The organism is Methylotenera sp., from assembly GCF_029946165.1.
GTDB lineage: Bacteria > Pseudomonadota > Gammaproteobacteria > Burkholderiales > Methylophilaceae > Methylotenera.
The window spans coordinates 99,497-122,023 of sequence record NZ_JAQSDZ010000016.1; the positions used below are offsets into that span (position 1 = coordinate 99,497).

Annotated in this window: 18 protein-coding genes and 3 tRNA genes; 8 read left to right on the forward strand and 13 right to left on the reverse strand. The window is 40.8% G+C overall.

Annotation, left to right across the window (positions count from 1 at the left end; translation table 11 throughout):
* Positions 1 to 18: 18 nt before the first annotated feature.
* Genes PSV17_RS09065 through fabI form a run of 3 tightly spaced genes read left to right on the forward strand, consistent with a single transcriptional unit; the run spans position 19 to position 2,681 of the window.
* The gene (locus tag PSV17_RS09065) at positions 19 to 1,038 is read left to right on the forward strand and encodes an ABC transporter permease (protein WP_300481766.1); all 1,020 of its coding nucleotides are present in this window, start codon (positions 19 to 21) and stop codon (positions 1,036 to 1,038) included.
* Complete coding sequence (locus tag PSV17_RS09070) at positions 1,035 to 1,856, forward strand: ABC transporter permease (RefSeq protein ID WP_300481769.1); 822 nt, start codon at positions 1,035 to 1,037, stop codon at positions 1,854 to 1,856. Before PSV17_RS09065 ends, PSV17_RS09070 begins: the two co-directional genes overlap by 4 nt.
* A gap of 39 nt (positions 1,857 to 1,895) precedes the next feature.
* Positions 1,896 to 2,681: an enoyl-ACP reductase FabI gene (gene fabI / locus PSV17_RS09075; RefSeq protein WP_300481772.1), complete on the forward strand. Its 786-nt coding sequence runs from the start codon at positions 1,896 to 1,898 to the stop codon at positions 2,679 to 2,681.
* A gap of 149 nt (positions 2,682 to 2,830) precedes the next feature.
* On the opposite strand, the gene PSV17_RS13945 is transcribed toward fabI, so the two are convergent.
* From PSV17_RS13945 to PSV17_RS09120, 10 genes are all read right to left on the reverse strand, one after another.
* A complete protein-coding gene (locus PSV17_RS13945) occupies positions 2,831 to 2,965 on the reverse strand; it encodes an integrase core domain-containing protein (RefSeq protein ID WP_366910544.1) in 135 nt (44 codons plus the stop codon).
* Positions 2,966 to 3,375: 410 nt separating this feature from the next.
* The gene (locus tag PSV17_RS09080) at positions 3,376 to 5,277 is read right to left on the reverse strand and encodes a SurA N-terminal domain-containing protein (protein WP_300481774.1); all 1,902 of its coding nucleotides are present in this window, start codon (positions 5,275 to 5,277) and stop codon (positions 3,376 to 3,378) included.
* A gap of 253 nt (positions 5,278 to 5,530) precedes the next feature.
* Positions 5,531 to 5,607, reverse strand: a tRNA-Asp gene (locus tag PSV17_RS09085).
* Positions 5,608 to 5,762: 155 nt separating this feature from the next.
* Positions 5,763 to 5,838 (reverse strand) — tRNA-Val (locus PSV17_RS09090).
* Positions 5,839 to 5,857: 19 nt separating this feature from the next.
* Positions 5,858 to 6,130, reverse strand: a complete 273-nt coding sequence (locus PSV17_RS09095) for an HU family DNA-binding protein (RefSeq protein ID WP_300481777.1) — start codon at positions 6,128 to 6,130, stop codon at positions 5,858 to 5,860.
* A gap of 131 nt (positions 6,131 to 6,261) precedes the next feature.
* A complete protein-coding gene (gene lon, locus PSV17_RS09100) occupies positions 6,262 to 8,721 on the reverse strand; it encodes an endopeptidase La (protein WP_300481778.1) in 2,460 nt (819 codons plus the stop codon).
* Between the two features lie 157 nt (positions 8,722 to 8,878).
* On the reverse strand, positions 8,879 to 10,159 hold the full coding sequence (gene clpX, locus PSV17_RS09105) for an ATP-dependent Clp protease ATP-binding subunit ClpX (protein WP_300481779.1): 1,281 nt from the start codon (positions 10,157 to 10,159) through the stop codon (positions 8,879 to 8,881).
* Positions 10,160 to 10,240: 81 nt separating this feature from the next.
* Positions 10,241 to 10,900, reverse strand: a complete 660-nt coding sequence (gene clpP, locus PSV17_RS09110; RefSeq protein WP_300481782.1) for an ATP-dependent Clp endopeptidase proteolytic subunit ClpP — start codon at positions 10,898 to 10,900, stop codon at positions 10,241 to 10,243.
* The gene (gene tig / locus PSV17_RS09115; protein WP_300481784.1) at positions 10,901 to 12,205 is read right to left on the reverse strand and encodes a trigger factor; all 1,305 of its coding nucleotides are present in this window, start codon (positions 12,203 to 12,205) and stop codon (positions 10,901 to 10,903) included.
* Between the two features lie 622 nt (positions 12,206 to 12,827).
* Positions 12,828 to 12,912, reverse strand: a tRNA-Leu gene (locus PSV17_RS09120).
* A 221-nt stretch (positions 12,913 to 13,133) separates the two neighbouring features.
* Here PSV17_RS09120 and PSV17_RS09125 point away from each other — a divergent pair.
* The 4 genes from PSV17_RS09125 to PSV17_RS09140 all read left to right on the forward strand — a co-directional run bounded on the left by PSV17_RS09125 (position 13,134) and on the right by PSV17_RS09140 (position 19,124).
* Positions 13,134 to 13,382 (forward strand): hypothetical protein, encoded by a 249-nt coding sequence (locus PSV17_RS09125; RefSeq protein WP_300481786.1) that lies wholly within the window; start codon positions 13,134 to 13,136, stop codon positions 13,380 to 13,382.
* Between the two features lie 287 nt (positions 13,383 to 13,669).
* Positions 13,670 to 14,902, forward strand: a complete 1,233-nt coding sequence (locus PSV17_RS09130) for a TolC family protein (RefSeq protein ID WP_300481788.1) — start codon at positions 13,670 to 13,672, stop codon at positions 14,900 to 14,902.
* On the forward strand, positions 14,899 to 15,984 hold the full coding sequence (locus PSV17_RS09135) for a hypothetical protein (protein ID WP_300481790.1): 1,086 nt from the start codon (positions 14,899 to 14,901) through the stop codon (positions 15,982 to 15,984). The genes PSV17_RS09130 and PSV17_RS09135 overlap by 4 nt, the downstream gene beginning before the upstream one ends.
* An 8-nt stretch (positions 15,985 to 15,992) precedes the next feature.
* On the forward strand, positions 15,993 to 19,124 hold the full coding sequence (locus tag PSV17_RS09140) for an efflux RND transporter permease subunit (protein ID WP_300481793.1): 3,132 nt from the start codon (positions 15,993 to 15,995) through the stop codon (positions 19,122 to 19,124).
* Between the two features lie 63 nt (positions 19,125 to 19,187).
* On the opposite strand, the gene gor is transcribed toward PSV17_RS09140, so the two are convergent.
* Together gor and PSV17_RS09150 are read right to left on the reverse strand one after the other, a co-directional pair.
* Positions 19,188 to 20,543: a glutathione-disulfide reductase gene (gor, locus tag PSV17_RS09145; protein ID WP_300481796.1), complete on the reverse strand. Its 1,356-nt coding sequence runs from the start codon at positions 20,541 to 20,543 to the stop codon at positions 19,188 to 19,190.
* An 84-nt stretch (positions 20,544 to 20,627) separates the two neighbouring features.
* The gene (locus PSV17_RS09150) at positions 20,628 to 21,152 is read right to left on the reverse strand and encodes a peroxiredoxin (RefSeq protein WP_300481798.1); all 525 of its coding nucleotides are present in this window, start codon (positions 21,150 to 21,152) and stop codon (positions 20,628 to 20,630) included.
* 296 nt (positions 21,153 to 21,448) lie between these two features.
* Between PSV17_RS09150 and PSV17_RS09155 the strand changes: the two genes are divergently transcribed.
* Positions 21,449 to 21,994, forward strand: a complete 546-nt coding sequence (locus PSV17_RS09155; protein WP_300481800.1) for a hypothetical protein — start codon at positions 21,449 to 21,451, stop codon at positions 21,992 to 21,994.
* A 147-nt stretch (positions 21,995 to 22,141) separates the two neighbouring features.
* Here PSV17_RS09155 and PSV17_RS09160 read toward each other — a convergent pair whose 3' ends face one another.
* Positions 22,142 to 22,513: a 4a-hydroxytetrahydrobiopterin dehydratase gene (locus tag PSV17_RS09160; RefSeq protein ID WP_300481803.1), complete on the reverse strand. Its 372-nt coding sequence runs from the start codon at positions 22,511 to 22,513 to the stop codon at positions 22,142 to 22,144.
* Between the last annotated feature and the right edge of the window lie 14 nt (positions 22,514 to 22,527).

A 22,527-nucleotide genomic window follows, 5' to 3' on the forward strand; every position in this document is an offset into this window, starting at 1 on the left:
TGATAGACATAAATCCTAATGCTTAAATACTTAATCAAACGTATTTTTTGGATGATTCCGCTACTCATTGGAATCAGCTTAATTTCATTCTTTATTATGCACTTAGCGCCTGGCGACATTACCACCAGCGAAGCCGGCTTCAACCCAAAAGCGAGCGAAGAGTCACGACAAAAACTACTTGAACTCTATAGCCTAGATAAACCCGTAATTGTGCAATATAGCCTGTGGATTAAACGCATGGCTACGCTAGACTTTGGTAGCTCATTTGCATCACATCAACGTCCTGTGTTTTGGCAAACAAGAGATAAGGATGGAAATATCACACTGGGCATGATTCAAGAAGCATTACCTATCACATTGTTAATAAATGTACTCAGTTTAATACTTATTATCAGCGTAGCCCTGCCGCTTGGCGTGATTTCCGCACTAAATCAAAATCAGCCAACAGATCGGGGTATCACCCTATTTGTATTCATAGGTTTTGCTATACCAGGCTTTTGGCTTGCTTTAATGCTGATGTATTGGACTGGCGTACAGCATACTTGGCTTCCAATTTCTGGATTGCAAAGCATTGGGCATGAAAACATGAATTGGTTCGGGCAAATCAGAGACACTTTAAAACACTTAGTTCTTCCTGTATTTATTTCTGGAATTACGGGCTTGGCTGGTATTTCGCTATTTGTAAGAAACGGTATGCTTGAAGTACTGCATCAAGATTACATCACGACTGCCCGTTCAAAAGGTTTAAGCGAAAAACGCGTGATTTATGGTCACGCCTTGCGCAATGCGCTATTGCCGCTCATTACCATTTTCGGGTTAAGTATTCCAGGCTTAATTGGCGGCTCTGTCATTGCTGAAAGCATTTTTGCTATTCCAGGCATGGGCAAGCTGTTTTACGATGCAGTATTAATGCGCGACTTCCCAGTCATTATGGGCATTCTTACCATAGGTGCAGTGTTAACTTTAATTGGTAATTTAATAGCTGATCTGGCTTATGCATGGGCCGACCCCCGCGTAAGACGTGGAGTTGTGCAATGAGAAAGCTTTTTTCCAACCCATTAGTTCTAATCGGCTTTATTATAATTGCCAGTATTCTCTTACTTGCAATCATAGCCCCATTGATTGCGCCATATGACCCCGACGCGATTGATGTAAAAGCGATATTGCTTTCCCCCAACTCTCAACATTTAATGGGCACAGATGGTTTAGGCCGAGATGTATTCTCCCGCATGCTATACGGTGCCCGTATATCGCTAATGGTCGGCTTTGTAGCTGTTGGTATTGCTACAGCCATTGGCATCGTCCTAGGCGCAATTGCAGGCTTTTATAGAGGCTGGGTAGATACTCTAATCATGCGAATTGTTGATGTGATGTTGTCTATTCCCACATTCTTTTTAATTTTAGCGGTCATCGCATTTTTAACGCCATCGATTTGGAACATTATGATTGTGATTGGCTTAACGTCATGGATGGGAGTTACTCGTTTGGTTCGTGCGGAATTTTTAAGCTTACGAAATCGAGAGTTTGTATTAGCGGCACAAGCACTAGGCGCCAAAGATGGCCGCCTTATTTTCACTCATTTACTACCAAACAGTTTAACGCCAATTATTGTCAGCTCAATTCTGGGCATCGCAAGCGCGGTACTTGTAGAATCTGGCTTAAGCTTTCTCGGCTTAGGCGTACAAGCCCCACAAGCGTCATGGGGTAATATCTTAACGGATGGCAAAGAGTATATTCAGTTTGCTTGGTGGCTTTCACTTTTCCCGGGCCTTGCAATATTGATTACGGTGTTAGGGTATAATCTGCTTGGAGATGGTTTGCGCGAGGCGTATAACCCCAGAAGCAGTCAACATTAATATTCAACATATTTAAGAGTTAAACATAGGAATAATGTCATGGGATTTTTAGCAGGTAAAAAAGTATTAATCACAGGTTTATTGAGTAACCGCTCAATAGCTTACGGTATTGCAGCCGCAATGAAGCGCGAAGGTGCCGAACTAGCTTTCACTTACCAAATGGAAAAACACCAAGAGCGTGTTGCAAAACTAGCCGCAGACTTTGACTCAACATTAGTATTTCATTGTGATGTTGCCGAAGACACCTTGATTGATGCCCTATTCCCTCAAATTGCTAAACATTGGGATGGCATAGATTCAATTGTTCATTCAATTGCGTTCGTACCAAAAGACGCGCTTGATGGCGATTACCTAGAAAAAGTAACACGTGAAAATTTCCGCATCGCGCATGATATCAGTTCATACAGCTTCGCTGCGCTTGCTAAAGCCGCATTGCCAATGATGCAAGGTAGGAATGGCAGCTTATTAACATTGAGCTATTTAGGTGCAGAGCGCACAATGCCTAACTACAACGTCATGGGCTTAGCGAAAGCCAGCCTTGAAGCCAATGTACGCTATATGGCACAAAGCTTAGGCCCTAAAGGCATACGTGTTAACGCAGTATCTGCAGGTCCCATTAAAACACTCGCAGCTTCTGGTATTGGTGATTTTGATAAAATGATTAGCTTTAACGAAAAACATGCAGCGTTGCGCCGCAATGTAACAATTGAAGAAGTTGGTAACGTATCTGCATTTTTATGCAGTGATTTAGCCTCAGGTGTTACAGGCGAAATCACTTATGTTGATGGTGGTATGAATATTACGGCTGCGGGCGTGATTGATTAAAAGTGGGTTAAGTTTAACGGTACCGTCCTAAAATAAGTTGACAGTTATTCACCTGTTTTAGGTCTATTTAAAAACGCCTGATGTACTGCATCGGGCGTTTTGCATATTAGGCTTAGATGCTGACTGCCCTCATTATAAATCTGGATGGATTATTTCACCATCTTTCTAGCCTCTACCAAATCCCTAGGTTTACTGAGTAGAAACTCGTTCTTTAAGATGCCATTCATGCTCTCAGCTAATGCATTTTGATAATAATCATACCCCTCTGTTATTGAACGCCTGATTTGATGAAGCTGATGACCGGTTTGATATTCGGCTCAACAATACTGAATACCCCGATCAGAACGGTGAGTCAATGGCGATGCATAGCGTCTTGTAGTAATCGCCATTTTCAACGCTTGACTCTCCGCACTGGTCTGCATATTCTGGTCTTTCAGATATAACTTGTGCAGTCCTAGCTTGAGCAAGTTGGGGGGGTAAAAGCGATGACAGCTGTGCGTAGTAAGCTATAAACAGTGCACACGGCCCATCTTAATCTGGCGCTCAGCTAGCGGAGCTTAGAACTGATGTTGCAACTTGCGAGTTCATTTGACTCTCCTTAATTTGATTCAGAAAGTGTCAACTTATTTCAGGACGGGTCATAGGCAATAAAAAAAGGCACTCTAGAGTGCCTTTTTTTATTGCCTAAATTAAACTATTTAGCGGCATTACTTAACAACAGGCTTTCGTTCACTGTCACTTTAGCTTTTTCACGAAGTGACTGTTTATATGCCGCAAGATATTCATTTGCTAAAGCCGCGTTTAACTGTGCCTTAGCTGCCTTTTTAGCTTCTTCATTCGCTAATGAAGATGTATCAACTTTAATCACCTTAACCAACAAATAACCTTGCTTACTATCAGCCAATCCTGAGTAAGCCGGCAATTTTGCAGTATTGGTTTTGAATACTTGATTCATAGCCAAATCTGTTAGGCCTTGAGCATTTTTACGATCTACCGTTACTTCATTAATCCACTCGATACCTTCAACATTTTTGCCATCACGCAAGTCTGTAAGTGCGGCCTCACCTTTTTTGACTGCAAGCTTAGACGCTGCCTCTAATTTAAGCAAAGCTTCAATACCTGATTTCACTTCATCAAAGCTCTTTGGAGCAGCAGCTTTATAATCTATTACACGTGCTGCAACCATATTATCTGTAGAAACTTCTATAGCCTCAGTATTACGACGCTCTTTAAGCACTTCATTTGAAAAAACCAAACTCATGATTTTGTCATTATTTTTAAAGAACTTAGCTCCCGATTCACGACTAAGCCAATCAGACTTCTGCACCTGACCACCGAAAGCTTTAGCAGCGGGCTCTAAACTACCTGATTCCGTATAAACAAGGTCACTAAATACTTCTGCTTGTTTAGCAAATTCATCTTTAGCTTTTTGAAACATTAAATCGCCTTTGATTTGCGGTTTTAAGCTATTGAAATCAGCAGTTTGACCAGAAATTTCTGTGACTTTAATAATGTGATAGCCGAACTCAGACTCAACTAAATCGCTCACTTGATTAACTTTCATGCTAAATGCAGCATCTTCAAATGGCTTTACCATCGCACCATGACCAAAGCTGCCTAAATCACCACCTTTAACTGCAGAGCCAGGGTCTTGTGATTCCTTAATAGCTAATTGCTCAAACTTGCGTGGGTCTTTTTTTATTTGAGCTAAGATATCCTCAGCTTTAGCTTTTGCTTGTTGTTTTTGCTCAGGCGTAGCGCTCACGCCGAAGGCAATTAAAATATGACTAGCACGTCTTTGCTCGTTACCCTGAAATTTCGCAGCGTTATCATCATAGTATTTCTTAACGTCCTCATCGCTAACATTCACATTGCGCATAAAGTTTACTGGCGCAAGTGATAAAAACTCAATTTTCACTTGTTCTGGAACGATAAGTTTACTTTTGTGTTGCTCGTAATAAGCCTTAACGTCTTCAGGCTTAACTGTAACTTGATCAACAAAATCTTTTGTTTTGATTTCAGACACAGTTACTACACGTTGTTGATTAGCCAATTTAAGCACTTCATCAGCGCGCGTGTTAGAAATAAAGCCTAATCTAGTAATACCATCCTGTGCTTGTTGCGCTAGCAAATCAGTACGCATGGCCGCTTCAAATTTAGTAGGTGATAGTTGATTCTGTGACAAGGTAAGATCATAAAGCTCTTGTGAAAACTTACCATCTTTCTGAAACTCAGGCATTCCAGTAACGTAAGTAGCCAACTGTAAATCACTGATAGCGTAATTAGCATTATGTATTTCATCATTTAATAATTGCTTATTAATAAGCTGATCTAACACTAATGACTTTACTTCAGGACTATCTAATTGAGCTTGCTCAAATTTGCCCTCAGACTGCAAGCGATTACGCATATTTTTTAAAGCGTTATCATATGCTTGCACAGAGATATTATTACCGCCGACTTTAGCTACAGTGGCATTATTACCAGCGCTACTCAAATACGAGTCAATACCAAATAATGCAAAAGGAATAGTAATTAAAGCTAATAGAGCTTTGCCAACCCAACCTTGGGCTACGGTACGAATTTGATCTAACATAAAAACTTTCTATCCTTAATAATTACACATTCTCTAGACTTTAAGTCCACTCAAAATTCAGACTTTAAGCTTTAATAGTCATTGAAAGCTTTGGATTAGGACTACGTGAAAATCCAAAACGTCACTAATATATCATAAGATAGGCTTAGTAATTTTCTTAGCTGCACAATAGATTTGATTTACACAGTTGCTTGTCGGTATACAGCAAAAGTACAAATAAAAATAGCGAGTCATAAGACTCGCTATTTTTATTTGGCGGAGCGGACGGGACTCGAACCCGCGACCCCCTGCGTGACAGGCAGGTATTCTAACCAACTGAACTACCACTCCATAAAACTTTAAGTATCAACGAACCTAAATTAATACGTTTTTACAAATATCACTTAAAATGTGTGCTTTTATTTTTTACAAAATAAAAGAGTGCTTAAAAACCAGCACTCTCAAATTTGAAATCAGGAACGGCTTAGTCACACTTTTTGTATTTTTGGTGGGTGCTAACGGGGTCGAACCGCTGACATTCGCCTTGTAAGGGCGACGCTCTACCAACTGAGCTAAGCACCCTGCTTAACCAACAAAAACGCTAGTTTACAGCATCTTTAAGAGATTTACCAGCCCTAAATTTAGGAGAGTTTGCTGCGCTAATCTTAATAACTTCACCTGTACGCGGGTTACGACCATTACGTGCTTCGCGCTTACCCACATAAAATGTACCAAAGCCAATTAATGTTACTAAATCGCCTTTTTTCATTGCAGCTGTAATTGCGGCTGTAGTAGCATCTAACGCACGACCAGCTGCAGCTTTTGAAATGCCCGAAGCACTTGCAATACTGTCTATCAGTTCTGATTTATTCACGAGTAGTCCCCTCTTAAAGGTTGTTAATAAAAACTAATTTGATTTGGGGTATTTACTACCCGTTTAGCTTTATATCAAGCCTTTAAAGGCTATGTCAAGCGTTTTAAATTGAAGATTCACACTTATTGCCACTAGTGCTTAATAGCCTCTACATCTGCACTTTTATTTTCCACTGACTTATCAGCAGCTTGCACGTCTTTTGTAACAATGTCATGAACTTGGGGTATTTCTGACAATGGTATTGGCTGTGAAGCCAGCGCGAGCGCTAGCACTTCATCAATCCATTGCACAGGATGAATATCTAAATGGTTTTTGATATTCTCAGGGATATCAGCCAAGTCTTTCACATTCTGACTAGGAATTAACACAGTTTTAATGCCGCCGCGATGCGCTGCCAGCAACTTCTCTTTTAATCCACCAATGGGTAAAACTTCACCACGCAAGGTAATTTCGCCTGTCATCGCAACATCCGCACGTACAGGAATGTTAGTTAAAATTGATACTAAGGCGGTAGTAATAGCAATCCCTGCACTTGGACCATCTTTAGGTGTAGCGCCTTCAGGAAAGTGAATATGGATGTCGTTTTTTTCGTAGAAGTCATCGCTAATACCAAGACGTTTAGCGCGACTACGAACAACACTCATTGCAGCCTGAGTTGATTCTTTCATCACCTCACCCAGTTTACCGGTAGTAGTCGTTTTACCTTTACCCGATAACAAAACAGCTTCAATCGTTAATAACTCTCCACCAACGGATGTCCAAGCCAAGCCTGTCACTTGCCCAATCTGATTTGCTTTTGCTGCAACTCCATAGTCGTAGCGTTGCACACCTAAGTATTGATCTAAATTTTTAGGTATAACAGTGATTTTTTTAGGTGCTTTTGCACCTTCTTTAGCTTTAACCGTAATCAGCTCTTTAACTATTTTACGGCATACTTTTGCAATCTCTTGCTCAAGTTTACGCACACCAGCTTCACGTGAATAATAGCGAATGATATCGCGCACAGCAGCCTCAGAAACGCTGGCTTCCTGCTCTTTTAAACCGTGTGATTTAAGTTGCTTAGGCAATAAATAACGCATTGCTATATTCACTTTTTCATCTTCGGTATAGCCAGAAAGATGAATGATTTCCATACGGTCTAATAAAGCCGCAGGTATATTCATTGAATTGGCAGTTGCCACGAACATCACATCTGATAAGTCATACTCAACTTCGACATAATGATCTGCAAATGTATGGTTTTGCTCAGGATCCAACACTTCCAATAATGCAGAAGAAGGATCACCACGCATGTCTTGACCCATTTTATCGACTTCATCGAGTAAAAATAATGGATTTTTAACACCTACTTTACTCATGCTTTGCAAAATCTTACCTGGCATAGATCCAATGTAAGTACGTCTATGACCGCGTATTTCAGACTCATCACGTACCCCACCTAAAGCCATACGCACAAACTTGCGATTTACAGCTTTTGCAATACTTTGACCTAATGAAGTTTTACCGACACCTGGTGGGCCAACCAAACATAAAATAGGCGCTTTAATTTTTTCTACACGCTGCTGAACTGCTAAATACTCAACAATGCGTTCTTTAACTTTTTCTAAACCATAGTGGTCATCGTCTAAAACTTTCTCAGCGGCTAACAAATCCTTACTGATTTTCGTCTTTTTCTTCCAAGGCAAATTAATCAGAATATCAATATAGTTACGCACCACTGAAGCTTCCGCAGACATCGGTGACATCAATTTCAGCTTTTTAAGCTCACTGGCAACTTTAGTCAGCGCTTCTTTAGGCATGCGAGCCGCTTCTATGCGCTTCTCAAGCTCTTCCATTTCGGCATTTTCATCTTGCTCGCCCAATTCTTTTTGAATTGCTTTTACTTGTTCATTTAAGTAGTATTCACGCTGAGTTTTCTCCATTTGGCGTTTTACACGCCCGCGAATACGCTTCTCAACTTGTAAAATATCAATCTCACCCTCCATCAAATGCAGCAAATGTTCTAAACGTTCAGCTACACTAAACATTTCTAATATTTTCTGTTTTTCATCTAACTTAAGTGTTAAATGTGCCGCAATAGTGTCAGCTAAGCGCCCTGCCTCATCAATAGTAGCAAGTGAAGTTAATATTTCAGGTGGAATTTTTTTGTTAAGCTTAACGTATTGATCAAACTGAGCGAATACGGTCCGCATTAAGGCTTGAATCTCTACATCATTGACAGATTCGGCGATAAGTTCAGCATTAGCGGCAAAGCACTCTTCAGTCTCAATAAAGCCTGTAACCTTGGCGCGTTGTACGCCTTCAACTAATACCTTAACCGTGCCGTCAGGCAACTTCAACATTTGAAGTACAGTTGCTATGGTGCCGACTTCATACAAGTCAGCAGCATCTGGTTCATCTTTATTAGCTGATTTTTGTGCAACCAATAAAATCTGTTTATTACCTTCAGAGGCAATTTCTAAGGCCTTTACAGACTTTGTGCGTCCAACGAATAATGGAATTACCAAATGCGGATAAACAACCACGTCTCGCAACGGCAATACTGGCAATAAGCCATTATCAGGAGTATATACAGGTAATGATTTTGTCATGGAGACTTCCAAATTAAGCTAAAGAGTAAGCCATTTATGCCTACAGAATCATTTATGGGGCTGAAACCTTAGAGTTCAAGTCTAAAGCTTCAGCAGATGCTTTAATTTTCAAACAAAATAATTTAAAGACAAAAGCAATGAAGTGAATTAACTACGCTTAACCAACCGCTTCTTCTGTAGGTTTATCTGCATAAATTAAAATGGCTGGCGAGTCGCCACGAACAACACCTTCGTCAACCACAACTTTGCTCAAATTCTCTAAAGAAGGTAGCTCATACATAATATCAAGTAGAGAGTGCTCTAGAATTGAACGCAGGCCTCGCGCACCTGTTTTACGTTCGAGTGCTTTTTTAGCAATTAACAGTAAGGCTGATTCTCTAAACTCCAACTCTACGCCTTCCATCTTGAATAGCTTGATGTATTGTTTAGTAAGCGCATTTTTAGGTTCAGTTAAAATAGTCATGAGCGCCGCTTCATCAAGAGACTCTAATGTTGCGACTACTGGTAAACGACCAATAAACTCTGGAATTAAACCAAACTTAATCAAATCTTCAGGCTCTACATCGCGTAGCACTGCGCCAACCTGACGAATATCTTTTTTACCTTTTACTTCGGCACCAAAACCAATACCACCCTTTTCAGAGCGCAAGCGTATCACTTTTTCTAAACCGTCAAAAGCACCGCCACAGATAAAGAGTATATTTGTTGTATCAAGTTGAACAAACTCTTGATTTGGATGCTTACGGCCGCCTTGTGGGGGGATAGAAGCAACTGTACCTTCTATCAACTTGAGCAAGGCCTGTTGTACGCCTTCACCTGAAACATCACGTGTAATAGAAGCGTTTTCAGATTTACGTGAAATTTTATCCACTTCATCAATATAAACAATACCTCGTTTGGCTTTTTCAACATCGTAATCACATTTCTGCAATAGTTTTTGCATGATATTTTCAACGTCTTCACCTACGTAACCCGCTTCAGTCAAGGTGGTAGCATCAGCCATCACGAATGGCACATCTAGTAACCTAGCCAATGTTTGCGCTAATAATGTCTTGCCTGAACCTGTTGGTCCAATCAAAAGAATATTACTTTTCGAAATTTCAACTTCGTCTTTTTGACCACCATCTGACAGATTATTATGACCCAGACGTTTATAGTGGTTATACACCGCAACCGCTAAGTTCTTTTTAGCGTGCGTTTGACCAATCACGTATTGATCTAAAATTTTACAAATTTCTTGCGGCGTAGGTAAGCTCTGATCCGTTGATTTCAAACCATCAGTACTCTTTACTTCTTCTCTGATGATGTCGTTACACAAATCTACACACTCATTACAAACGAACACTGAAGGTCCAGCAATGAGTTTTTTTACTTCATGTTGGCTTTTGCCACAGAATGAACAATAGAGTAGCTTGTCGCCGTCGGCTTTATTCGCCATGTGTAATTCCTATTTAAATGGTAACTTTTTTAACAACATCACTATCATTACAACTTCAACACTTTGAACTTTAAAGTAATATTATGCCGCTTCTGTACGACTTTCAATCACTTTATCAATCATGCCATACTCCACTGACTGCGTAGCGCTCATAAAGTTATCACGCTCAGTATCACGGTCAATCTCTGCAGAGGTTTTGCCTGTATGGTGCGCCAAAATATCATTTAATCTCGCACGCAAATACAAAATTTCTTTTGCATGAATCTCAATGTCGGTAGATTGACCTTGGAAGCCACCAGACGGCTGATGAATCATCACTCGTGAGTTTGGCAAACTAAAGCGTTTACCCTTTGCGCCAGCAGCTAATAAGAACGCACCCATACTTGCTGCTTGACCAATACACAAAGTGCTTACATCGGCTTTAATGAACTGCATAGTGTCATAAATCGACATACCCGCAGTCACAGAACCACCTGGAGAGTTAATATAGAGAGAAATATCCTTATCTGGATTTTCAGCCTCTAAGAATAGTAATTGAGCAACTACAAGGTTTGCTGACATATCATTGACTGGGCCAACAAGAAATATCACACGCTCTTTTAGTAAACGCGAATAGATGTCATAAGAACGCTCACCACGACCACTCTGCTCCACAACCATTGGGATATAACCCAAACCCTGAGGGCTCAGATCTAACGTTGACTGCGATTGTTGCAATCCATTCATATTAAAACCTGTCATTTAGGCATTTCCCATTAAATCATCGAATTTAACTTTTTTATCAGATACTTTAGCTTTGGACAACACATACGCCACGGCGTTCTCTTCAGTAGCCAAAGCTGATGGTTCATCTAAACGTTTAGGATCTGCGTAGTACCAAGTCACCACGTCAGCTGGACGCTCAAAACTTTGTGAGAACACATCAACCATCGCACGAATTTGATCTGCATTGGCGTGTAAACCATTAGTATTGATTAACTCGCCTAAAATTAAACGAAGAGTAGTGCTACGTTTAGCCTGCTCTTCAAACATTGAAGGCTCAAGTTTTATGGTACTCAAATCAGCGCCACGTTGTTTTAGATTTTGCGCAGTCGTTTCCATCATGCGATTAATTTCAGAACCAAGCAATATACGAGGAATCTCAAAGTCAGCGCTATCGACCAAAGCTTGGAATACTTGCTCTTTCAATTTAGCACTTACGCGCTTAGTTACTTCTTGATTCAAACTTTCAGTGATTTCGGCTTTCATTTTTTCAACATCACCATCTTCAATACCGAGACTTTTAGCAAAGTCAGCATCTAATTCAGGCAATTTTGGCTCAGAAACGCTCACATAAGTCACATCATAAGTAACAGTTTTACCAGCTAATTGTTCTGGTGTGTGGTCTGCTGGGTAGCTAATATCAAACTGTTTTGAAGTACCAGTTTTGCCACCAGTAAGTTCCGCATCGAATGTCTCTACACGACCAGCCTCACCCAACACTAAATCAATGCCTTTATCGCCAGTTGATTCAACCTCTTTACCATCAATAGAAGCTTTAAGTGTCACGTTAACGCGATCACCTTTTTTAGCCGCGCGTTTAACAAGTGAATAGCTCACGCGTTGCTTTACTAAAACGTCTAATGTTTTTTTAACATCAGCCTCACCCACTTCAATCACTGGGCGCTCAATTTTCATTTTAGCTAAATCGCCATAAACAACGTCAGGAAATACTTCAAAAGTAGCCGTATATTCTAAATTCTGAGTAGCAGCATCGAACGGCTTATGTTCAATATTCGGATAACCTGCAACGCGCAATTTAGCTTCATCCACTGCATCACCAAAGCTTTTTTCAACCGCACCAGAATATACTTCATCACGCACTTGGTCACCATAATGCTGATTCACCAAACCCATAGGTGCTTTACCTGGCCTAAAACCAGCGAATTTTGCAGTACGTGACATTTGAGACAAACGCTGATGAATCTGCGCCTGAAGTGGTTGGAGTGGAACTGAAATCGTGATACGACGTTCTAGTTTACTGATAGTTTCAACATTCAATGCCATGCGGTTTATTCCTAAAGTCAATATTCTAAGTTTTCAAGTACGAATGTGGATAACACTCTATTACAGGTGATAACCAAAGCCGTTCTTACAAGTAAGTTGGTACGAAAAAGAGAGCGTCAAGACCATGCTAAGCAGCAACTATACTAGACTTTAAACAAGCCTTGTCTATTTTTGCCATTCTCAATAACTCTATTGGCTCAAAAATTCGCGTAAATTAAGCGGGAAACTATAGCATATTAGACTTTCCTTCACAAACAACACCTGCATTTTTTCACTATGACTTTAACATCATTTAGAAAAGTGTTGATTCTTAGTTTTAGGCGGAGTATTTAATCTAAACATCCGTTAAAACTCTGAAGTTAAGTATAGCTGCAGAAGCTTCAAAAGAATCCTCAGCTTTATTAGCAATTTGATGATTACCCATAAAAATGCCAACACCATTATCAAAGTAGCTGCATAGACAGAGAAGTCAGCTTCAAGAAGATTCCGCTCTAGACTTAATGGCATCGCCGAATGTAATATCAAACCCAGAATAGTTTGTATGCGAATTTTTAAAACTTGTTTTAAAAATTAGGATGATCTTAGGTAACAAAAAGGGCTTCCCTTGGGAAGCCCTTATATATGGTGCGAAAGGAGAGACTCGAACTCTCACGCCTTACGGCGCTGGAACCTAAATCCAGTGCGTCTACCAATTCCGCCACTCTCGCAGGTAGATAACGACTAAAATAACCGTCGTTTCAAACAAGCGGGCATTATATATCAACTAGTGAAAATGGGAATAGATAAAATAAAATATTTCTTTATTTAAGCATAAATGCATTTTTGCCTGTGTTTGTGGCTGATTTTCTAGCAGAGCGAGCTACGATTATGCGAGAATGTCACCTAAAGTTATATGAATCATTAATACCATTAATATAGAGTCGAGACCATGCAAACTAACATCAATCAAAACGAAATCAATATGCTGCGTGCTGAATTAGAGCTATTAATGCGCGAACGTCAATCATTGTTGAAAGTAACGGGTGCTGCTGCAGGCTTGATTGCAGAAATGGATAGTCATGACTTATCTGTTTCTACTATAGAAGCCGCAGACTTACTAGCTACGACAATTAACGGCTTAAATGAAGAGACTCTGCAAGATGCTTTAACTGCTGTACATGCAGAAATCATCGATTAACTCTCCTTAATAATGATGCCTAAATTACTGCATTCATTATTTATACTATCGCCATTGCTACTGTTTTGATTAAGCACGCGCATCTAAACACATACGATCAACTCAGGCCAATTAAAATAATTGCCTTAGCAGCTTGCTTTTCAACAGTTTTAACAGCATGTAGCTTTCAAAAATATGTTGCTAAACCCATTGAACCTTCAACTGCTATAGCCAAATTTGAATTAAAAGATCCTTTTGGCAAGCCGTTTATTGAATACCTCTCAATTAATGGTTATACAAGCGATGAATTGCCAGTTCGTCAATGGGGGCTAGATGAGCTTACTTATTGTGCCCTTTTCTTTCATCCCAGTTTAGATGTTGCCCGCGCACAGTGGCGTGCTACTCAAGCATCAGGAGCCAGAGCTGCACAACGCTTAGCGCCTACACTTAATGGTAACTTAGCACACAGCGATGATCCCGATCCATCAAAAAAGCCATTTGCCTTCGGCTTAAGCATTGATATACCAATAGTAACCGCGAATAAACGTGAAATACGTATAGAGAACGCCCAACATTTATCAAAAGCAGCCAAGCTTAAAATTGCGCAAATCGCTTGGCAACTACGCAATAACATTGCGCAAACGCTGACTGAATATGCATTCAATGAAACTCAATTACACTTACTGCATATAGAAGAGTTACGCCACGAAGAAATAGTGAATATCTACCAAAAGCGTGTCAGCGTTGGCGTAGCCTCTAATATTGAGTTAAGTAATGCTAAACTACGATTACAAACCATCAGCTCTACAGTCAACTCTGCGCAGCAAACTAAACTGATTCTGCTATCTAAACTTGCTAGCAATATAGGAGTCCCGCTTGCAAATGTAGTAACAATGTCACTAGATATTGATCAGAAGCGACCAGAATACAACCTCACTAACACCGAGCTTCAAACCACGACATTACTTAACCGTCTTGATATTAGAATTGCGCTAGAGCGCTATGCGGCGGCAGAAGCTAAATTGAAATTGGAAATTGCTGGGCAGTATCCTGATCTGGTTATTAGTCCAGGTGCAGCTTATGAATTTGGCGATAACATCTGGTCACTTGGTTTATCTGGTCTGCTTAGCTTGCTGAATAAAAACAAAGTGGCAATTGCTGAGGCAACTATGTTACGCGAGGTTGAGGCTGCCCAATTTGAAGACTTGCAAACCAAAGTCATTTTAGAGGCAAATATTGCTAATGCAGAAGTCATTCAAGCTAAGAAGGCGCTAGAAAATCAGCAGCGCTTACTGGCTCAACAGCAATCTAACACCCAACGCATGCAACGCAAGTTTACCGCAGGGGATATTGACAGGTTAGAAATGACTTATGCTCAACTAGAAGTTATAAATGCGGAGAAGAATGTAGCCTTAGCCAACTTTCAGCTAAACAAATCATTAGACCAATTAGAAAATACTTTGCAAAAGCCGCTAGCGAGTGAAGTTTCTGCGAGTTCAAAAAGTGTTAACGCTGCGTTTAATTTAGAGGGTGAGAAATGAACCGTAAGGCAACCATTATTATCGGCCTGCAAGCGGCTTTAATTGTCATTTTGTTTTGGTTTTTAATTTTCTACGGTAAAGACGAATATGAAGCAGCGACCACCAATGGCGAAGAAGAAGTTGAGACTAAAACACTGGTAGTCGATAATCACGTAAATGAAAAAGGTGTAGCAACGCTCATTTTACCTGTCGCATCACAACAGCAAAGCGGCATACAGACTATTAAACTGCACGCCACTCAATATCAAGCGGTAACAGCCTCATTCGGCACGGTTGAAGCTATGAGCAGCTTAATTGAAATGCGCACCCGTTATTTAGCCGCGCTTGCCGAAGGCAATGTGACACGTTCAACCATGACAAGTGCTGAGCAAAATTTACAACGTTTGCAGTTATTAAACCAAGATGATAAGAACGTGTCCGACCGCGCAGTACTAGAAGCACAAGCAATTTTAAATGGTGAAAAAGCAAAATTAAGCACTTCCGCTACATTAGCCAATGGCATTCGCGATAATATGCGCCAGCAATGGGGCGCCACGCTCGCTAATTGGGCAACACAAACTACAAGCAATCCTGAGTTTGAATCACTTTTGCAGTCACAAGATGTCTTATTAAAAATCTCATTACCTTTTGATGTGACGCCAAGTAAAAATACCACACTACAAATTGTACCAATGGGTTCGCAAACGCAAGTGATTAAAGCGCAATTTATCTCAGATGCCCCACAAGCTGATAGCACCCTTCAAGGTAAAACATACTTTTATCGCGCGCCAGCTGGCAGTCTGCGTGCTGGAATGCGCGTAACAACGCGCCTTAGCACAGAGGGCAAAGCTAGTTCTGGCGTGATTGTGCCGCACGAGGCTGTGGTTTGGTACGCTAACCAAGCATGGGTTTACCAAAAAATTGGTGCAGATAAATTTGTTCGCAGACGGATTAGTACTGAAGTTGAAATTGAAAGTGAAGCGATTAGTGGTTGGTATAACACTTCGGGTTTGGCGGTGAATAATGAGCTAGTCAATAGCGGTGCACAGTTGCTGTTATCTGAAGAGTTGAAATACCAAATTAAAAATGAGAACGAGGACTAAGCTACAGCATGATGTCCGCCCTCGTTCGCTTTTCCATTCGTTTTCATGGTGTCATTATTGGCTTGGCTTGCCTACTCATTGTGTATGGCTTATATGGTCTTAGCCGCACCAATTTAGATGTTTTTCCAGAATTTTCACCCACGCAAGTGGTCATTCAAACAGAGTCTCCAGGTTTATCCTCTAGCCTGGTCGAGCAGTTAGTCACACAGCCTATAGAAACTACGCTGTCGGGCACAGTGGGTATTGAGTCCATGCGCTCTCAATCCATCCCAGGCTTGTCTATAATCACCATTATTTTTGACGAAAACACTGATATCTATCGCAATAGACAAGTGGTCGCTGAACGATTGGCCACACTTAACAATCAATTACCAAAGAACATCGTACCTACTATCACGCCATTAGCTTCGAGCGCCAGCACGGTTTTAGGGATGGGTCTTACCTCCGATAAACGCAGCTTAATGGAGCTGCGAACATTGGTCGATTGGACAATACGCCCACACATTATGGCTGTACCTGGCGTGGCAGATGTGAACGTATTGGGCGGCGATGTAAGACAATTTCAAATTCTGGTGGATCCTAGCAAACTCATACGCTACAACTTATCAATTCAAGAAGTGTTAACGGCAACGGCACGTGTTACAGGCGTGCGCGGAGCTGGTTATATTGAAAATAATAATCAACGTATTTTAATTAATACTGAAGGCCAAGCTAAAAATGTAAGGCAACTTGGACAAATGCCCATTATGCATCGCAATGGGCAAACCGTGCGCCTGAGCGACTTAGGCCAAGTGGTAGAAGGTGCGGCACCAGCAATTAGTGCGGCAGCCATTAACGGTAAGGAAGGTGTGTATTTTTCGGTACAAGGTCAACTTGGGGCGAATACTAAAGCCGTGACCGAAGCGGTTGAAAAAGCCATGCAGGAATTGGCACCCGAACTTAAAGCGCAGAATATCACATTTTATCCTGCATTGTTCCGCCCTGCTAATTTTATTGAAACTGCTATTGATGGCGTTAAAACTGATATTTTAATTGGCTCAACACTGGTCATCGCCGTGTTATTTTTATTTTTGTTTAATGTACGGACCGCGTTTATTTCCGCCACTGCTATCCCACTTTCATTACTCGCAGCCACCATTGTATTGGGCTACTTTGGCACTGGCTTGAATATTATGGTGCTAGGCGGTTTAGCTATTGCATTAGGCGAAGTGGTCGATGACGCGATTATTGATACTGAAAATATTTTTAGGCGCTTACGTGAAAATCGACTGCTTAGCAATCCGCTTCCTGCACATCAAGTCGTATTTAATGCCTCTATGGAAGTGCGCAGTTCAGTTGTATATGCCACGATTATTGTGGTGCTGGTATTTTTACCGCTACTAACTTTATCAGGTGTTGCTGGAAAACTGTTCGCACCATTAGGCTATGCTTATATCAGCGCGATTGTCGCCTCTTTAGTGGTCGCACTCACCTTAACCCCTGCTCTTTGCTACCTATTGTTCTCGCGTGGAAAGCTTGATAGTAATGACCCGCCACTTATCGCGTGGATGAAGAAAGGCTACGTGCGCTTATTGAAACGCATCGAGCGCAACTACGTGATGGTGATAAGCCTAACAACCATCTTTATTGCGCTAGGGCTGGGTATTTTACCGTTATTCAAAAGTCAGTTTATTCCAAATCTACATGAAGGTCATTACATCATGCACATGACTGCCGTGCCTGGGACGTCTGCACGAGAATCTTTACGTATCGGTGAAAAAGTGTCAAAAGTTGTGGGTAACATCAAAGGCGTTACATCCGTAACGCAATGGGTTGGTCGCGCACCTAATGCTGCGGATACATTTGGCACACATTACAGCGAATTTGAAATTGAGTTAGATAACTTGTCAGGACCTGAACAAAACCGCGTACTCAACAATATACGGGAGGAGTTAGCGGGAGAAACTGTAGATGACGACAATGATGGAAAGGCTGAAATTGGTTTTATAGGGGTGACTTTTGCCATCAATACTTTTTTAACCGAACGTATTGAAGAGACCATTTCAGGCTTTACTGCTGCCATGGTGATTAATATTCATGGGCAAGATTTAGATGCTTTAGACCGAGATGCACGCGAAGTAGCCGATTTACTTAGCAACATTTCAGGCGCGTCAGAAGTACAAATTCAATCGCCTCCAGGCACTCCAGAGCTCACCATACGCTTACGCCCAGAGCGACTTGCATTATATGGCTTACAATCGCTAGACGTTCTGGAGAACATACAAGCGGCCTACGAAGGAGTACAAGCGACACAAATCTATCAAGGCAATCAAGTGACCAGCGTGAATGTGATGTTCAGCCGCTCAGTGCGCGATGATTTGCGTGAAATTGGCTCGTTACCGCTTAAAAATCCTGACGGTAAGATTGTGTACCTCAAAGATATAGCAGATATTAGTCAAGAAAATGGTCGCTCAAAAATATTACACGCTGGGGCTAAACGTATCCAAACAGTGACTTGCAATATTCATAACCGTGACATTGCGAGCTTTTCAAGTGAATTGAAAAAGCGCATGAATATTGATGTTAAGCTCTCAAACGGAAACTTTGTGACTTACACAGGCGAAGCTGAAGCGAATGCAAAATCTCGTGAAGATTTAATTGTGCATTCATTGCTTGCAGCCGTGGGTATCTTTCTGATGCTCTATATTGCCTTCGGCAGATTACGCAACCTGTTGCTTACTTTCGCTAACCTACCCTTTGCACTCATTGGTGGTGTAATTGCTGCGATGTTTACTGGCGGCTGGATTTCACTAGGTTCATTGGTGGGCTTTGTCACACTATTTGGCATCACCCTTAGAAACTCAATCATGATGGTGTCGCATTACCAACACCTCGTCGACGAAGAAAATTGCGTTTGGGGATTAGAAACCTGCATACGTGGTGCATCTGAACGGCTACCATCAATATTAATGACAGCTCTGGTCACTGCGCTGGGCTTGCTACCGCTTGCCCTCGGTAGCGGTCAGCCAGGGCGAGAAATCGAAGGCCCAATGGCAACGATTATTGTTGGAGGTTTAGTAACCTCTACGATTCTAAATTTATTAATCTTACCTACTATCATGTTGCACTTTGGGCAATTTAAAAAAGAGACCTTTTCTTAAATATTGCGTATTAGCCTAAATTTTTGCCTTTCATTTCGGAAGTAATTATTTAGACGGCGTAAGTTAGCGGACAGGCTTACGCATCGTCACAAACTCCTCAGCCGCAGTCGGGTGTATGCCGATGGTACTATCGAATATTGCCTTGGTAACGCCTGCACGCATAGCTATTGCCATACCTTGAATAATCTCCCCTGCATCGGTGCCAACCATGTGAATACCCACCACGCAATCAGTACTTTTGACCACAATCATTTTCATGAAGGTGCGCTCGCTACTGCCAGAAATAGTATTTTTCATTGGCTTAAAATTGGCAATATAAATATCAATATCTGCACCATACTTTTGCTTCGCTTGCTTCTCAGTTAAACCAACAGTGGCTATATTCGGCTGACTAAAAACCGCTGTAGGTATGAGGTCATAATCTACTATTGCGCTCTTGTCTGCATATAGTTTATTTACAAGTACTGAACCTTCAGCCGTTGCTAGTGGGGTAAGTTTAACGTGATTGGTAACGTCACCAAGTGCATAAATTGAAGGGATGTTTGTTTGGTAATCTGAATTTACAATAACTGCGCCTACTGGGTCTAACTTAACACCAATTTTTTCTAAGCCGAGACCTTTAGTATTTGGCACACGACCTGTAGCGTACATTACCAAATCCGTGGAAATATAATTGCCGACGTCAGTATGGGCAATTAAGCCATCTTGTACTTTTTCTATATGTTGAATGATGCTATTAAATCTGAAATTAATGCCTTTTTTGGTCATTTCTTCAACCAAGAAATCGCGCACATCTTCATCAAAGCCATTTAGCAATTTTGCATTGCGCTCACATACGGTCACTTCAACTCCAAGACCATGCATAATGCCAGCAAATTCAGCTGAGATATAACCACCGCCTACAATGAGCAAACGCTTAGGCAACTCTTTGAGAAAAAACATTTCGTTAGAGGTAACAATGAATTCTTTACCTGGAACATCAGGGATATAAGGCCAACCGCCAGTTGCTATAAGAATACGCTCAGCGGTATAGGTTCTACCGCCAACACTCACGGTATGAGCATCAATTAAATGTGCGCGGGCTTCAATAATTTCAACACCGCTTTCTTTCAATAATCGCTCATAAACCCCCTGCAATCGCTCGATTTCCTTATTTTTACTCTTTAATAAGGTTGTCCAATCAAAAGAAGATGCTTGTAATTGCCAGCCATATCCCTTAGCAGCCGCAAAATTCTCGCTAAATTGTGAGGCGTATACAAATAGTTTCTTTGGTACACAGCCCACATTTACACAAGTGCCGCCGAAATACTTTTCTTCCGCAATAGCTACACGTACACCCATCCCAGCGGCTGTGCGTGCTGCGCGCACACCGCCTGAACCTGCACCAATGACAAACAAATCAACATCATATTTAAACAATTAACTTTCTCATTTCAATGACTATAAAAAACTGGGCGATACATGATATGCATCGCCCATATTAAATAAATCCCATTTAACCAATTACTTGTTTTTCAAGTAATTCAGCATAGTATCTACATCACTCACTGTAAATGAATCATCGCCACAGTTATCGCATATGCCTGGCTCTTGTAATAGTTTCACAATTTTTTTGTTATCCACAAACATTGAGTAGCGCCAAGAGCGCTCGCCAAATCCTAGGTTTTCTTTTTTCACAAGCATACCCATCATACGAGTAAAGTCAGCATTGCCATCTGGTAGCATTTTTACATGGGTAACACCTAGATTTTTAGCCCATTGAAACATAGTAAAAGCATCATTAACGCTGATGCAGTAAATCTCATCGATACCTAGGCTTTTAAATTCAGAGAATTTAGCATCAAAACCAGGTAAGTGCTTGCTGGAGCAAGTTGGCGTAAAAGCGCCTGGAAGTGCAACAATTACAATTTTTTTTCCAGTAAAAATTTCATCTGTACTTACATCTTGCCAGCGAAATGGATTCTCACTTGCAACACTTTCATCACGAACACGCGTTTTGAAAACTACATTAGGCACAATATCTGTCATGACCATTTCCTTTTACTGATTAAAAAATTTAAATGATTAGTCTAAAACATGAAGGCAATATTAAATGAATTTTAAAGATGTGGTTAAATTATTGATTATATTGGTTTTCAAAAATTAAAATTATAACCAGAGAAGATATTATTGAGCTTATATAACCATAGTTTTTAAACCTCTAGACTCACATTAAACTTTAGACATTTTTTTGTGGAAATATCTTGTATAACCAAACGCCGAGTAGTTTAGAATCAATACTCTTGTGATACCTTGCTAGCAAAGAAATGCTGATCCTATAAATCATGAAAACCAACACTTTATCACCACATCAACTTGAACTGCGTGTTTGTGACTTTGCACAAATGTTTAACTCAATGGATCCAAGCCCCTTTCTCGTCAAAGATCTTGATAAAGAGGCCGAGACATTTATAGAAACTTGGGCGCTGGGACTTTCTCCAAAAAGCAAATTACAAATCATTATTCATATTGAGCATATGCCAACTGATGGCGACCCTAGCTCACTCTTGACGGAAGCAATTCATAATCATTTCAACTTCAAGGCGGAACTAGTACGCCGAGAATTCAAACAGCTCTTAAGACGGGGCCGTACTAGCTTAATAATTGGTATGGTCTTTGTTTCATTATGTTTAGTAGCGGCAGACATTATTGGGCAATTCGGATCCAGCACCGCTTTGACTATTGCGCGCGAAAGCTTAACAATCATTGGCTGGGTTGCCATGTGGCGACCACTACAAATCTTTCTTTATGATTGGTGGCCTTTTGTTCATCGCATTCGTATTTATAAAATGCTTGGTCATGCGCATATTAGAGCCTTGCAAGGTAAGTAAATAGCCTGAAACTGCTTCAGGCTAAACTATTAATTACTTCTAATTTAAGATTGGTGACTTGGGATTAAGTCCAGCATCCGTCCCGTAACTTCAATTTTATGTATTCACCTCGATTATTTTCTCTTTTACACTTAAACTCAGATGAGTTTAATCATACTTAATATACTTAAAACGTGCGTCTTCATTAGGGGTTCCTTTTAACGCACCTCCTTCTAATGCAGGTTGCCAAGCAATCACAGATTCAATTTTTGCTGCCAACTCAAAATCTTTATCGGTGATGCCTTTAGCGTCATGCGTGCATAACTTCACAATGACAAAAGCATATGAAACCGTTAAATCAGGATGATGCCATGCCGCTTCAGCCAAATGCCCTACCGTATTTACCACCATCAATGTTGCTTTCCAGCCGCTAGTTCTATACTTGCGACGTATCCAACCATTTTCTAAGAACCAATGTGGGAGGTCTGCTTTTAATTTATCCTCAACCTCTTGATCTGAATACACTTTACTTGTTGTCATAGCTTCACCTTTAA